13 protein-coding genes are annotated in these 12,788 nt (G+C 62.5%); 5 read left to right on the top strand and 8 right to left on the bottom strand.

All coding sequences use genetic code 11. From position 1 onward, the window contains the following. The first annotated feature begins 2 nt into the window (after nt 1–2). Nucleotides 3–803 (top strand): IclR family transcriptional regulator, encoded by an 801-nt coding sequence (locus tag M2333_RS14970; RefSeq protein ID WP_181558382.1) that lies wholly within the window; start codon nt 3–5, stop codon nt 801–803. 178 nt (nt 804–981) lie between these two features. Here the strand turns inward: M2333_RS14970 and rplQ are convergent, their stop codons facing one another. Continuing rightward, nucleotides 982–1,407 (bottom strand): 50S ribosomal protein L17, encoded by a 426-nt coding sequence (gene rplQ, locus M2333_RS14965; protein ID WP_264571794.1) that lies wholly within the window; start codon nt 1,405–1,407, stop codon nt 982–984. Nucleotides 1,408–1,748: 341 nt separating this feature from the next. Between rplQ and M2333_RS14960 the strand changes: the two genes are divergently transcribed. Further along, nucleotides 1,749–2,009: a hypothetical protein gene (locus M2333_RS14960; RefSeq protein ID WP_264612279.1), complete on the top strand. Its 261-nt coding sequence runs from the start codon at nt 1,749–1,751 to the stop codon at nt 2,007–2,009. A gap of 24 nt (nt 2,010–2,033) precedes the next feature. Then, a complete protein-coding gene (locus M2333_RS14955) occupies nt 2,034–3,029 on the top strand; it encodes a hypothetical protein (RefSeq protein WP_264612278.1) in 996 nt (331 codons plus the stop codon). Nucleotides 3,030–3,161: 132 nt separating this feature from the next. Here the strand turns inward: M2333_RS14955 and M2333_RS14950 are convergent, their stop codons facing one another. From M2333_RS14950 to rpsM, 3 genes are all read right to left on the bottom strand, one after another. Continuing rightward, nucleotides 3,162–4,226: a DNA-directed RNA polymerase subunit alpha gene (locus M2333_RS14950; protein WP_181558380.1), complete on the bottom strand. Its 1,065-nt coding sequence runs from the start codon at nt 4,224–4,226 to the stop codon at nt 3,162–3,164. Nucleotides 4,227–4,354: 128 nt separating this feature from the next. Further along, entirely contained in the window at nt 4,355–4,744 is a 390-nt protein-coding gene (rpsK, locus tag M2333_RS14945) for a 30S ribosomal protein S11 (protein WP_014077853.1), read from the bottom strand. 490 nt (nt 4,745–5,234) lie between these two features. Next, the gene (gene rpsM / locus M2333_RS14940) at nt 5,235–5,603 is read right to left on the bottom strand and encodes a 30S ribosomal protein S13 (protein WP_181558379.1); all 369 of its coding nucleotides are present in this window, start codon (nt 5,601–5,603) and stop codon (nt 5,235–5,237) included. A gap of 292 nt (nt 5,604–5,895) precedes the next feature. Here rpsM and M2333_RS14935 point away from each other — a divergent pair, with 292 nt between their 5' ends. Further along, nucleotides 5,896–7,395, top strand: coding sequence for a lipopolysaccharide biosynthesis protein (locus M2333_RS14935; protein ID WP_264612277.1), 1,500 nt, complete (start codon nt 5,896–5,898; stop codon nt 7,393–7,395). 9 nt (nt 7,396–7,404) lie between these two features. Here the strand turns inward: M2333_RS14935 and M2333_RS14930 are convergent, their stop codons facing one another. From M2333_RS14930 to rplO, 4 genes are all read right to left on the bottom strand, one after another. Further along, entirely contained in the window at nt 7,405–8,592 is a 1,188-nt protein-coding gene (locus M2333_RS14930; protein ID WP_264612636.1) for a glycosyltransferase, read from the bottom strand. Between the two features lie 64 nt (nt 8,593–8,656). Next, complete coding sequence (locus M2333_RS14925; protein ID WP_264612276.1) at nt 8,657–9,304, bottom strand: adenylate kinase; 648 nt, start codon at nt 9,302–9,304, stop codon at nt 8,657–8,659. A gap of 58 nt (nt 9,305–9,362) precedes the next feature. Next, the gene (gene secY, locus M2333_RS14920) at nt 9,363–10,730 is read right to left on the bottom strand and encodes a preprotein translocase subunit SecY (protein ID WP_181558375.1); all 1,368 of its coding nucleotides are present in this window, start codon (nt 10,728–10,730) and stop codon (nt 9,363–9,365) included. A 201-nt stretch (nt 10,731–10,931) separates the two neighbouring features. After that, nucleotides 10,932–11,414, bottom strand: coding sequence for a 50S ribosomal protein L15 (gene rplO, locus M2333_RS14915; RefSeq protein ID WP_264573848.1), 483 nt, complete (start codon nt 11,412–11,414; stop codon nt 10,932–10,934). A gap of 227 nt (nt 11,415–11,641) precedes the next feature. On the opposite strand from rplO, the gene M2333_RS14910 reads away from it, so the two are divergent. Further along, nucleotides 11,642–12,757, top strand: a complete 1,116-nt coding sequence (locus tag M2333_RS14910; RefSeq protein ID WP_264612275.1) for an acyltransferase family protein — start codon at nt 11,642–11,644, stop codon at nt 12,755–12,757. Nucleotides 12,758–12,788: the final 31 nt, after the last annotated feature.

Raw genomic sequence — 12,788 nt, 5'->3', positions numbered from 1 at the left:
TGATGGCAAAGGCCAGTGAAGCTCCCGAAATGACCGGCGCGATCGAGCGCGCGCTGCGGGCGCTCAAGTCGGTCGCCGAACATGGCGAGTTCACCCCGCGCGATCTCGCCGAGGATGTCGGCATCCCGACCAGCACCGCCTATCGCCTGCTCCAGTCGCTGGGCGCGATGAACTTCGTCGAGAAGTCGAGCCATGGCAGCTATCGCGTCGGCCGCGAGCTGGTGCGCCTCTCCTCCATGGTCGCCGCGCAATTCGATTATGGCGCCATCGCAAGGCCGTTCCTCGCCGACCTGTCGGATGCGTTTCAGGAGACCTGCGCCTTCGCGCTCTACCTGCCAAACGAGCATAGCTGCTCGATCATCGAGACGATCAACGCGCTCCACCCGCTGCAATATGTCGTGGAGACCTACAAGACCCGCGCGCTCGTCTGGGGTGCGCTCGGCCGCGCCATGCTGCCCTGGCTGGACGAGGCCGATGTGCGCATCGCCATCGAACGGCAGGGGCCACCGCTGGAGGCGGGCACGCCGCCAATGACCTACGAGCTGCTGCAGACCGAGAATGAGCGCGTGCGCAAGCAGGGCTGCTTCGTGGCGACCAGCCCCAGCGCACTCGGTACCAATGGCACGGCAGCACCGGTGTTCAATGCGCGCGGCCAGATCTTCGGGAGCCTTGGCGTGGCCATTCCCGCCGTGCGCTACGATGCCGAGATGCAGCCCAGCCTTAGCGCGGCCGTGATCAAGGCCGCGCGCGGGATGAGCGCGGCGCTCGGCCATGGCGGCAGCCGCCAGCGCAAGAGCCTCTGACCGATAGGGGCGTGGCGGAGACGCCTCGCCATGGGGCCGGGCTGCGGTCCGCGCGATCACGGCATCGCCGGGCTCGCTATCCCCCCGCCCCCATATCAGCAGACAGCAAAAAGCCCCGCCGGTCGTGCCAGCGGGGCCTTTTAAATACTTGGTCCGGTCAGGCCGGGCTGTGGCGGCCTCAGGCGGCTTCCAGCTCGTCCTCATCGGCGGTCTGCACCGGGCCGCTGTCCTGGCCCTTGGCGCTCTCGTCGCGGTCGACCAGCTCGATAATCGCCATCTGCACGGCGTCCGACGCGCGGATGTCCGCCTTGATGATGCGGGTATAGCCGCCGGCGCGATCCTTGTAGCGCTCGGCCAGCACGTCGAACAGCTTGGTGAGCTGCGTGTCATCGAGCAGGCGGGCATGCGCCAGACGACGGTTGGAGAGGCCACCACGCTTGGCGAGCGTGATCAGCTTCTCGACATAGGGGCGCAGTTCCTTGGCCTTGGGCAGCGTGGTCTTGATCTGCTCGTGCTTGATGAGCGCGGCCGCCATGTTGCGGAACATCGCGGTGCGGTGAGCGGAAGTACGCTGCAGCTTGCGGCCGCCATATCTGTGACGCATGAGTCCAGTCCTTCGTTCGTTATGGGGCCGTGCAAGGCACCCCGTACCAGGCGATGCATAACGGGCACCGCCAAAACCCGGCCTCCTGCAAGAAGGACTTGAAGCGCCGCCCTAAAGCGGGTTGGGGGCGAAGAGTCAAGGGAAAGTGCAAGGAGCGGATGCGTCACAGGCCGGCAGATCGCTGCCCCTCAAGAATTCCTGATATGACAGTTGGGACAGCGTCACGATTTAGGTTCCCGCGCACAGCATCCTACGTTCGACTGACCTCCTACAGGAAAGCTACCCAGATAGAAATTTGCTATCATGTCGTATATGCTGAGAGCTTGGGGGATGGCTCGGCAGTGAAGAACAATTTACAAACTTGGACAAGGCTGAGACGGCTCAGGCTTCAAGAACTCAGCATCGGCATTGGCGACAAAGCAATGGCCGCATTGAAGCACTGGCCCCTTTCGGGCGAGGGACGCCAAGTAAAAGCGGGAACCGAGCGCTTACTTGCTGGTCTTCACGCTACGCACGATCGAGACGTTCATTACGCGTTTGATAACCTTGCTCGAGCGATGACAGAACTACAGTTAATTTCCGACAACCCGTTTTTCGTGTAAGTGCTTTCTCAACAAGCTCATCAAATGAAATGGAGTGAAAAGCGTACCCTAGGGGAGCTTGTGACCAGCTTCATTTTAGAGTTTGATGAGTTTGTGTCCGCACACCGTCCCCAAAGATTGCTCCAAGCCGATCACGTTCACAGCAAGATGCCAGCAGTTCCCGATACTGGCGATCTCGGTCGAAAACTTATTGAAATTACACCGGATCAGCAACTCGGTCCACTTAAGTTCCAATTTCTAGATGGGTGGGTCCGTATCAAGCACGAGAAGTCCCATCCTTCTGATCAAGACCTCAGGAACGTAAAGCTTGCTCAGCGCGCTCTTGCCACAGAGGGGGCTCTGCTTGTCGAACAACTAGAAGATTCTAATTGCGACCGAAGGTTAGTTGAAATTATTCGGGACGTTAACGGGAAAATCGCAGATGAAGTCGACGTAATTGCGCTTGGGATCGTCAATCTTTCGTGCGTGCAGATGGCGGCGCGGTTCGAAAATGAATTACCTGATGTCATATCAGCACGTTTAGACGGCTTCAGCGCTGGCGTTGGCCTCTTTGTAGGTCAATATCCTGCATGGCAACGTTTTGTTGAGAACGCTGCTTCCACGGACGGCGATCTATTGGACGTAAAAAGTATATATAAAGCTGGCTCTGCACTTATTCCACATCTGAAGGCGTCTACTGAACTCGTTGACCCCGAAGTTCCGCGCTCGATCGAGTGGATTTTGGAAGCGATTTCAAATCCACGCGCGTCGAGTAAAAGGGCCTTATTCGGGGCAATTCGGACTTTAGAAAATTTGCTGGCGCTGATATTTACCGAATTCGCGGCCTTGTTGGGCTCCGCCAGTGCAGGCGTCAAAACCGGCACGCGCCGTGCTATTGCGACTATAGCTGGGGGTGCATTGCTACTCGCAGCAGCCACGACGGCTACAAATATTTCGCCCGCGGCAGGTCGTATCGCCAAAATCGACTGGCTTGAGAAAGCTGCGAAGATTGTGAAAAGGGGCTTAAACGACGCTGACTAGTTAATTCTTTTTGGCACCGATCAGGCATAGGACGTTTATAACCTACAAACAGAAAAAGCCCCCGCCTTCCGGCAGGGGCTTTTCTCATCATCAATGCTGAACCGGGTCAAAGATTACTTCGACCCGATGCCTTTAGCCCAGCAATTCCTGCTCGAGCTTCTTGGCGATCTCTTCGATGTTCTCCGGCGGCCAGCCCGGGATGTCCATCCCGAGGCGCAGGCCCATGCTGGAGAGCACTTCCTTGATCTCGTTGAGGCTCTTGCGGCCGAAGTTCGGCGTGCGGAGCATCTCGGCCTCGGTCTTCTGGACGAGGTCGCCGATGTAGATGATGTTATCGTTCTTGAGGCAGTTGGCGCTGCGCACGCTGAGCTCCAGCTCGTCCACCTTCTTGAGCAGATAGCGGTTGATCTGGTTGGCATCGCCCTCGCCTTCGTCGGCGGCAGCACCAGCGCCTGCACCCGTGCTCGGGCCGGCGGTCGGCAGCGCATCCTCGAAGTGGACGAAGAGCTGCAGCTGGTCCTGCAGGATGCGCGCGGCATAGGCCACGGCGTCCTCGGGGCTGACGGTGCCGTCCGTCTCGACGGTCAGATTGAGCCGGTCATAGTCCAGCTCCTGGCCGATGCGGGCGTTCTCGACCTTGTACGCCACCTGGCGCACGGGCGAGTAGAGCGCATCCACCGGGATGAGGCCGATCGGCGCATCGGCCGGGCGGTTGTTCACGGCAGGCACATAGCCCTTCCCGGTGTCGACGGTCAGCTCCATGTTGAAGCTGGCACCTTCGTCCAGATGGCAGATCACCAGATCGCTGTTCATCACGGCCATGTCGCCGGTCACCACGATGTCACCGGCGGTGACGGTCGTGGGGCCGGTGGCGCTGAGCTGAAGACGGCGCGGGCCTTCGCCCTCCATCTTGAGCGCGATCTGCTTCACGTTGAGCACGATGTCGGTGACGTCTTCGCGCACACCGGCCAGGCTCGAGAATTCGTGAAGCACGTTCTCGATCTTGATCGCGGTGACGGCGGCGCCCTGCAACGAGGAGAGCAACACGCGGCGAAGCGCGTTGCCCAGCGTCAGGCCAAAGCCGCGCTCAAGCGGCTCGGCGACGAAGGTCGCGCGGCGTTTCGGGTCGCCCCCGGCCTTGATCTCGAGGCCATTGGGCTTCTTCAATTCCTGCCAGTTCCGGATGTTGACAGTCATGTATTTCCCCTGGGAGTTGGGCGGAGGACGGTGGAGTGCAGCTGCGATCCGGCCCCGGCCTTAGAAGGAATGGTCGGGCAGGTATCGGGTTTCCGCAAAGAAACCCCCGCCCTGCTCGTCGGGCCGAATCAGACGCGGCGGCGCTTGCTCGGCCGCACGCCATTGTGCGGGATCGGCGTGACGTCACGGATGGACGTGATGGTAAAACCGACGGCCTGCAGCGCGCGCAGAGCCGATTCGCGGCCCGAACCGGGGCCTTTGACTTCCACCTCGAGGGTGCGCACGCCATGCTCGGCGGCCTTGCGGCCGGCGTCTTCGGCGCAGACCTGCGCGGCATAAGGCGTCGACTTGCGGCTGCCCTTGAAGCCCATCATGCCGGCGCTGGACCAGCTGATCGCATTGCCCTGCGCATCGGTAATGGTGATCATGGTGTTGTTGAAGCTGGCGTTCACATGCGCGACGCCTGCCGAGATATTCTTGCGCTCGCGCCTGCGAAGCCGCTGGGGTTCCCGTGCCATCTGACTAACTTTCCTACTCGAAACTGGTTGAACCGGTGCCTGCGCCTGTTTCGCAATTCCTGCGTCGCACACACCCTGCCATGCCTGTCCGCGCCGGGAGCATTATCCCTTTGCCGGTCCCCGTGCCGATCACCCATCCCGCCTTGGGCGCCGAATGATCGGCAGACCCGTGGGAAGAGGCGATCCCATGCGGGACCAGGACCGGAGCGTTTGAACGCTACCGGGGCGGGGAGCGAGGACCGGATGGTCCGGTGGTCGCGCCTTGCCCCTGCACGTCCCTGCCCTTGCGGGCCTTGCCGGGTCTGGCGCGCCTCCATTGGGGCGGGCCTGCTACGGCGGGGACGTCTGGTCCGGACTGTTCTGGCGGGTGCGGATGCGATGTTTCAGCACATGCGCCCGGCGGAACAGAAGAAGCCGGATCGCTCCGGCGCCGGGCGGCTCGCGATGGCATGGCCGCAGCCATGCCAGCATCGCGCCATCCGGCCTTGCGTTACTTCTTCTTGCCGGCGATCGGCTTGGCCTTGCCCTTGCGGGTGCGCGCATTGGTATGCGTGCGCTGGCCACGGACCGGCAGGCCCTTGCGATGACGCAGGCCGCGATAGCAGGCCAGATCCATCAGGCGCTTGATGTTCATCGCGGTTTCGCGACGCAGATCGCCCTCGACCGTCAGGTCGGCGTCGATCGTTTCACGGATCTGCAGCACTTCCGCGTCGGTCAGGTCCTGAACCCGGCGGCTGTGATCGATGCCGAGCTTGTCGGCGATGCCCACGGCGGTCCGGGGACCGATGCCATGGATGTAGGTCAGCGCGATGATCACGCGCTTGTTGGTCGGGATGTTGACCCCCGCAATACGTGCCATATATCCTCCTGCTCCACAGGATGCTCTGGCGGGCATCCTATCTCGTAGCGTTGAACCCGGACGCGCAAAGCACGGCGAGCGCTCGCTCGCGCTGCCGTTGACCTTGTCGCATTGGGAACGGCGGTCGTTACTGCAACGCTCGTGCCCTGTCAACGGCAGGCCGGAACGGACCGCCTCTTTAACAGTATCAAAACCCCTACCGGGTTCTTATGAGCCTTCCAGCCCGCCGCCCTGTCGCCCGTTTCCGAATCAGAGCCCCTTTTTCATGTCCCAAAGCGCTCCCACATCCTCGGTGACCACGCGACTCGTGAAGGGGGCCGGCTGGGTGATGACGTCGCAGGTCATCATCAACTTAGTCTCCTTCGCCTCGTCGATCGTGCTGGCGCGCCTGCTGATGCCGGAAGACTTCGGCCTGGTCGCCATTGCACTGGGGGTCAGCGCGGTGGTCACGGCTTTGACCTCCATGCCGCTGTCGGAGGCGCTCATCCAGATCAACGATATCGAGGACGATCACTTCCACAGCGCGTTCACGCTGGGCTTCATCCGCGCGATGATGCTGACGCTGCTGCTGGCCGGGGCGGCCTGGCCGGTGGCGGCCATGTATGACGACAGTCGCCTCGCTCCGATCATGCTTGCACTTGCAGGGCAGGCCTTCATCAGCGGCTTCTATAGCGCTCGCTGGCCGATGATCCAGAAGCAGCTCTCCTTTGCGCCGGATGCCATCGCCGGCGTCGTGACCCGCGTGGCGGCCGTTACCGCGTCGGTCGTGATCGCCTATCTGTACCAAACCTATTGGGCGATCGTGATCCCGATTGTGCTGATGCAGTTCCTCAGCGTGGTGGTCACGCATCTTTACGCGCCCTATCTGCCGCGCCTCAGGCTCTCGAAGGTGCGCGAGATCTGGTCCTTCTCGATCTGGATGACCTTCAGTTCCGTGCTGACGACCGTCAACGCGCGCATCGACAGTCTCGTGCTGGGCGGTGTTCTGGGGCAGCGCGAGGTGGGCTTCTATAGCTACGCCGATGAGAAGGCGCGGATGCCCACGCGCGAGCTCTCAACGCCGCTCATCCGGCTGCTGTTTCCCGGTCTCACCGCGGTTCGGCATGATCCCGCCCGGCTCGCCGCGGCCTATCAGCGCACGCTGACCGTCATTTTCGCCGTCTGCGTGCCGGCTGGCGCCGGCTTCGGCCTGGTTGCCGACATGTTCGTTCACGTGTTGCTCGGTCCGAAATGGATCGAGATCATCCCGATCATGCAAGTGCTGGCCTTTACCTTCGCGTTCGAGAATCTGGTCACCGCTACCGCGCCGCTCGCGATGGCAATGGGCGCGACCCGCGCGCTGTTCGTGCGCGATCTCATGACCTTTGCATTCCGCGTGCCGCTTATCATCACCGGGCTTCTGCTGTTCGGCATAACGGGGCTGTTGGGCGCGCGCGTGCTGTCCACCCTCGCCTCTGTCCTGCTCAACATGCTGCTCGCCAAGCAAATCGTGCATGTCAGCATCCGCCGTCAGTTTCTCGGCTGCGCGCGCACCTTTGTCGCCGTGGGCGGCATGTGCGCGGGAGTGATCGCCTTCAAGATGGCCCTGCCCGCCCATGTCGCGCACAGCGTGTCCGGTTTGCTGGCGACGATTGCGGTCGGCGGGGTGGCTTACATCGCCTGCCATCTGGGCGTGTGGATCCTGCGTGGACGGCCTGTAGGACCGGAAACGGATCTGATCGCCATCTTCGGCGGCGTCCTGCGCAAGCTGGGACGGTTCAAAAGGCCCCAGCCAGGACTATCCGAGCAATAAAAGGCAGGCTTAGCCGGCCGAGGCGGTCCCTGCCGTCAATCGCTGCAGCAGCATGTCGAGCTTGGGGCCATCAAGATGGCGCTTGATTGCCGCGAAGGCGCGCTCCGCGATGGCCCGGCATTCGTCGGGGCGCTTGAGCAAGTCCGCGACGACATCCTCCAGGTCCGATAGATCCCAGCGTACCGGCACATAGGTTTCCCCGGCCCGATAGATGTCGCAGAAGGTTTCCAGATGGCTCATGTCGGGCTTCACCAGCACGGCGCCGGTCAGCACCGCCTCCAGATCGCGCCAGCAGATCTCGCCAAAACCGAACGGGCTGAAGCACAGCTGCGACTGGTCCATCTCGCTCATGAACGCAGCCCGATCGACCCGCCCCTGCCACGCCACCTGATGGCGCGCAGCGAGGGCTCGCACGGCCTGCTCGGCCTCGCGGCGCATGATCACATACCAATGTGTGCGCTCACCCGCGTCGACGCGCCCCTCAGCGTGTAACTGCGCAGGTGCGAGCGCGAAGCGCGCATGAACGTCGATGGGGCGGGAACCGCTCGGGATCGCCTGACGCTGTTCGAACGCCTTGAGCAGCACCGGCGCGGTCGCAAAAGCCGGCGCTAGCACGAGGCGGTCGACGATGTCCGGCCGACAGCGCCAGTTTGGCTCGTCCACAGTCAGCCCCGCCTTGTCGCTGTAATAGGCCGCCAGATTGGTATGCGCTGCTTGAGGGACACGATAATGATCGCGATCCAGCATCAGCGATTTCTTGGCATAAAGATCGACATAATCCGCGACCCGGTCGGCAAAGCGGACATCGGTCGGCGCGAACCAGTCGAGATAGGTGATCGGCGCGTGCGGATTGGCGGACTTGACCCGCTCCAATACGCGCACGAGCTCGCCATCCGGCAACACATAAAAGGACTGGATCAGGATGGCAGACGCGTCCTTGATCAGATGCTCCGCATTCTCCGCCGGATAAGGCACGGCGCGGAACGCATAGCCCTGTCGGTCAAAGCGATCCGCGTCATGATAGAAAGGGTAGATTTGCGGCCAGGCGATCTGGTCATCGGCATAGATGAACAGAATCCGCGTCTGGGCCTGGCGAGGGAAGCGGCGCGCGAGATGGGACCGGATGACCGGCTTCACCGGATCGTAGCGGCGCCTTCCATCATCCAGAAGGCTTATCGCCCGCGCTTCGATCCCCATCACCACTATCGCTCCGTCCTCTTTGCGCCCAGCGCACCAGCCTCGTTTGCGAACGAGGGGAGGATCAGCGATCGAGAATGGTCACAATCGCGTTCGACACCTCATCGATATCCGCCATGCCGTCAACCCGGCTGACGATGTTGCGTTCCTCATAGATTGGCAGGATCGGCGCTGTTTTCGCGCGATACTCGGCCATGCGGGTGCGCACCGTTTCCTCATTGTCATCGGGCCGCCGCTTGAACTCGGTGCTCCCGCACCGATCGCAAACGCCCTCGACCTTTGGTGTCTTATACCGATCATGATAGCCTTCACCGCAGCTTGCGCAAGTGAAGCGGCCGGTGATCCGGTCGACCAGTGCATCCTCGTCGACCGCCAGTTCAATGACATGATCGAGCTGACGGTTGCGCGCGCCCAGCAGCGCGTCCAGGCTCTCCGCCTGCGCCGCCGTGCGCGGATAGCCATCGAAGATCACGCCGACATCCGGTGCGAGCTGATCCAGCGCCTCGCCGATGATGCCCGAGACGATCTCGTCCGAGACGAGCTCGCCGGCATCCATCACCGCCTTCGCCTTGAGACCTACCGGGGTGCCGGCCTTCACCGCCGCCCGCAGCATGTCGCCGGTCGAGAGCTGAACCATGCCAAGCGCAGCGACCAGACGCTGCGCCTGAGTGCCCTTGCCGGCGCCGGGCGGTCCCAGCAGGATGATGTTCATGTCACTCCCCCAAAATTCACAAGAAGGATAAGCCTGCGGCCGGGTTGCCCCGGCCGGCTCAGCGCATCCGGCCCTTCAGACGCGCCTTCTTGATGAGGTCGCGATACTGGTGGGCGATGAGATGGCTCTGGATCTGCGTGACGGTATCCACGGTCACGTTGACGACGATGAGCAGGCTCGTGCCGCCGAGATAGAACGGGATCCCGGCACGGGCGATCGCGAACTCGGGAATCAGGCAGACCAGGGCCAGATAGATGGCACCGATCACCGTGATCCGCGTCAGCACATAATCGAGATAGTTCTCAGTGTTCTTGCCGGGACGGATGCCCGGAATGAACCCGCCGTTGCGCTTGAGATTCTCCGCCGTCTCTTCCGGGTTGAAGACCACCGCGGTGTAGAAGAAGCAGAAGAAGATGATGCCCGCGCCGTAGAGCGCCATGTAGAGCGGCGTGCCGTGCGACAGATACTGGTTGATCGACAGCACGAAGTCGCCCCACGCGCCGGTCGACGCATTGGCGCCCGCACCGGAGAACTGCGTGATGGTGAGCGGCAGCAGCAGCAGCGACGAGGCGAAGATCGGCGGGATCACACCGGCGGTGTTGATCTTCAGCGGCAGGTGGCTGCGGTCCGCCTGCATCACGCCCTGCTTGGTCTGGCGCTTGGGATACTGGATCAGCACGCGGCGCTGGGCGCGCTCGACAAAGCAGATGCCCGCGATCAGGCCGAGGCCGACGATGATGATGCCGAGGATGACCAGACCCGAGATCGAACCGGTGCGGCCCGATTCGAAGAGGTTGGTGAGCGTCACCGGCAATTGGGCGACGATACCCGCCATGATGATCAGCGAGATGCCGTTGCCGATGCCGCGGCTGGTGATCTGCTCACCCAGCCACAGCAGGAACATCGTGCCGCCGATCAGCGAGATGACCGCGCTGATGCGGAACAACATGCCGGGATCGACCACGGCCTGCAGCCCGGATTGCGCGCCATAGGCCTCGAGCCCGACGGCAATAAAATAGCCCTGGATCGCCGTGAGGCCGACCGTGCCATAGCGGGTGTACTGGTTGAGCTTCTTGCGGCCGGCTTCGCCTTCCTTCTTGATCGCGGCCAGCTTGGGCGAGAGCGACGAGCCGAGCTGCACGACGATGGAGGCAGTAATATAGGGCATGATGCCCAGCGCGATGAGGCTCATGCGCTGCAGGCTACCGCCGGAGAAGGTATTGAAGATGTCGAGAATGCCGCCCTGCGTCTGTTGATAGAGCTGGGCCAGCACGGTCGGATCGACACCGGGGAGCGGGACGAACGAGAAAAAGCGGAAGACGATGAGCGCGCCCACCGTGAACCAGATCCGCTTCTTGAGCTCTGTAGCCTGGCCGAAGTTAGCGAGGCTCAGATTGGCTGCCATTTGGTCGGCGCGTGATGCCATGATCGCTTGCAATCCCGAAAAATGATGCTCGCCCAGGATTTGGGGGACGAACAGCCTTATCCCTTAGACGTCTGACCGGCGCCTGTCGAATAGCGGTGCCTGACTATATAACGGCATATGCAAGCGACCCCACCTGCCCATATCGGCGGGAGGGGTCGGCTATGCAAGCTCACAGTCAGGCCTGTCTCCCGATCAAGGAGATTATGCGGCCTCGGCCGGTGCAGCCTTGGCGAGAATCTCGACCTTGCCGCCAGCCTTCTCGACCGCCTCGATGGCAGCGCTGGAGGCGCCGGCCACCGCGAAGTTCGCCTTGGTGGTCAGTTCGCCCTTGGCGAGCAGACGCACGCCATGCTTGCCGCCTCGCGAAATGCCGGCCGCGCGCAGCGCGGCCTGGTCGATGGTCGCGGCCGCATCAAGCTTGCCGGCGTCGATCGCCTTCTGGACCATGCCGAGGTTCACGACCGCATAGTCCTTGCGGAAGATGTTGTTGAAGCCGCGCTTCGGCAGACGCATGTGGAGCGGCATCTGGCCGCCCTCGAAACCGTTAATGGCGACGCCCGAACGTGCCTTGGCACCCTTCTGGCCGCGACCGGCAGTCTTGCCCTTGCCCGAGCCGATACCACGGCCGACGCGCATCCGGCCCTTGCGGGAGCCGGCATTATCCTTGAGTTCATTCAGCTTCATAAGTGCACTCGCTTTCGCTGTTGTCGCGCTGGTGGAAAGTGCGGCCCATAGCCGCCGCACTTTGCTTTGTCACCCCATAGAATCTGTCTCGGCCGATCTCCGTCCTTCGCGTCCTGCACACGGCTCGGCGCTATCGGCGTGACAAGCCTCATGGTTAAGCGGCACCCCGGCATTCACAAATTTTGCAAGTGCGAAGGCTCAAAAAGTCATTCGCTTTAGGGCTTTACATGGTTAACGCTCGTGATCAGTCGCGCCCGAGCGCGCCCGGCTCCATCGACGAGTTGCGCATTATCGCGACCGTTCTCCTCGTCGCCTTTCATGTCGTGGGGCAGACCGACAGCGGCCTGCGAATCGAGGACGGTCATCCCGCGCGGTTCATCGTCGATCTGGGCGCCAGCTTCCGGATGCCGGCCTTCGCCTTCGTCGCCGGTTTCATCTACTGCCTGCGCCCGCCCACGCGAGGCCATATGCGCGACTTTCTGCGCGGCAAGGCGCGGCGGATCGCGCTCCCTGGCCTGATCGCCGCCGTCCTGTTTGGATCGGTTGCCTACATGCAGGGTTCGCGGTTCGGCATCCCGCCCGAAGCCCTGTGGGGGCTGGCCATCTTCCCCTATGCGCACTTCTGGTTTTTGCAGGCGATCCTCGCGCTGTTCATCGTCGTCGGCCTGATCGACATCGCACTCGATCATCGCGGGCAGTGGCCAATGTTCGCCGGCGCCTTGCTGCTTGCTTTGTGGCCCCCGCCCATCCCGACACTTTTCGCACTGCCGCAAGCGATCGTTCTGGCGCCCTTCTTCATCTTCGGCATGTGCGTCTATCGAAGCTGGGCGTGGATTGCGCAGCATGGGCGGCTGATCGTCCCGCTGGCCGCCGTGGCTGCATTGCTTGCCTTCAGTGGCGCCTTCTATGATTATCTGATGCTCGGCGTCTCTCCGAACACGAGCATTGCCTCATCGCTGCTGCTGGGCATGTCGGTCAGCCTGCTCATTCTGCTGCGCTGGCCGCACCACCCCTATGCACGCAAGGTTGGGCAGTTCAGCTTTACCATCTATCTCTATCATGTGTTCGCCACCGCCGGCGCGCGGATGGCGCTCCACACAGTCGGTATCGACGCGCTCGCGATTCATCTGCCGGTCGGCATTCTCGCGGGGCTGCTCGGCCCGGCCGCACTGCATCTCATTCTGCTCAAGACGCCCGTTGTCGGCCCACTGGCCCTGGGCATCCGGACCAAGGCGCCCGCGCCCCGCAGCGCGCCGGCCCAGCATGTCAAAGCGCGTGCACCTGCATCCGCTCTGGCTCTTCCGGCAACATCATCCCGCCCGGCCGTCCCGCGCGGTCAGTGAGCCGTCTCCAACGAGCACACGTTCGGCAGAC

Source organism: Sphingobium sp. B11D3B (assembly GCF_025961735.1).
In the GTDB taxonomy this organism is placed as follows: Bacteria; Pseudomonadota; Alphaproteobacteria; order Sphingomonadales; family Sphingomonadaceae; genus Sphingobium.
The sequence above is the reverse complement of the archived record's forward strand: the minus strand, read 5'-3'. Positions and strand labels throughout refer to the sequence as shown.

Excerpts from the sequence above, each read along its gene's own strand:
- M2333_RS14950 (WP_181558380.1), bottom strand. The coding sequence starts at position 4,226 with ATGACTGTCAACATCCGGAACTGGCAGGAATTGAAGAAGCCCAATGGC.
- M2333_RS14955 (WP_264612278.1), top strand. The coding sequence starts at position 2,034 with ATGAAATGGAGTGAAAAGCGTACCCTAGGGGAGCTTGTGACCAGCTTC.
- rplQ (WP_264571794.1), bottom strand. The coding sequence starts at position 1,407 with ATGCGTCACAGATATGGCGGCCGCAAGCTGCAGCGTACTTCCGCTCAC.
- rplO (WP_264573848.1), bottom strand. The coding sequence starts at position 11,414 with ATGAAGCTGAATGAACTCAAGGATAATGCCGGCTCCCGCAAGGGCCGG.
- M2333_RS14970 (WP_181558382.1), top strand. The coding sequence starts at position 3 with ATGGCAAAGGCCAGTGAAGCTCCCGAAATGACCGGCGCGATCGAGCGC.
- M2333_RS14930 (WP_264612636.1), bottom strand. The coding sequence starts at position 8,592 with ATGGGGATCGAAGCGCGGGCGATAAGCCTTCTGGATGATGGAAGGCGC.
- rpsM (WP_181558379.1), bottom strand. The coding sequence starts at position 5,603 with ATGGCACGTATTGCGGGGGTCAACATCCCGACCAACAAGCGCGTGATC.
- M2333_RS14925 (WP_264612276.1), bottom strand. The coding sequence starts at position 9,304 with ATGAACATCATCCTGCTGGGACCGCCCGGCGCCGGCAAGGGCACTCAG.
- M2333_RS14910 (WP_264612275.1), top strand. The coding sequence starts at position 11,642 with ATGGTTAACGCTCGTGATCAGTCGCGCCCGAGCGCGCCCGGCTCCATC.
- rpsK (WP_014077853.1), bottom strand. The coding sequence starts at position 4,744 with ATGGCACGGGAACCCCAGCGGCTTCGCAGGCGCGAGCGCAAGAATATC.
- secY (WP_181558375.1), bottom strand. The coding sequence starts at position 10,730 with ATGGCATCACGCGCCGACCAAATGGCAGCCAATCTGAGCCTCGCTAAC.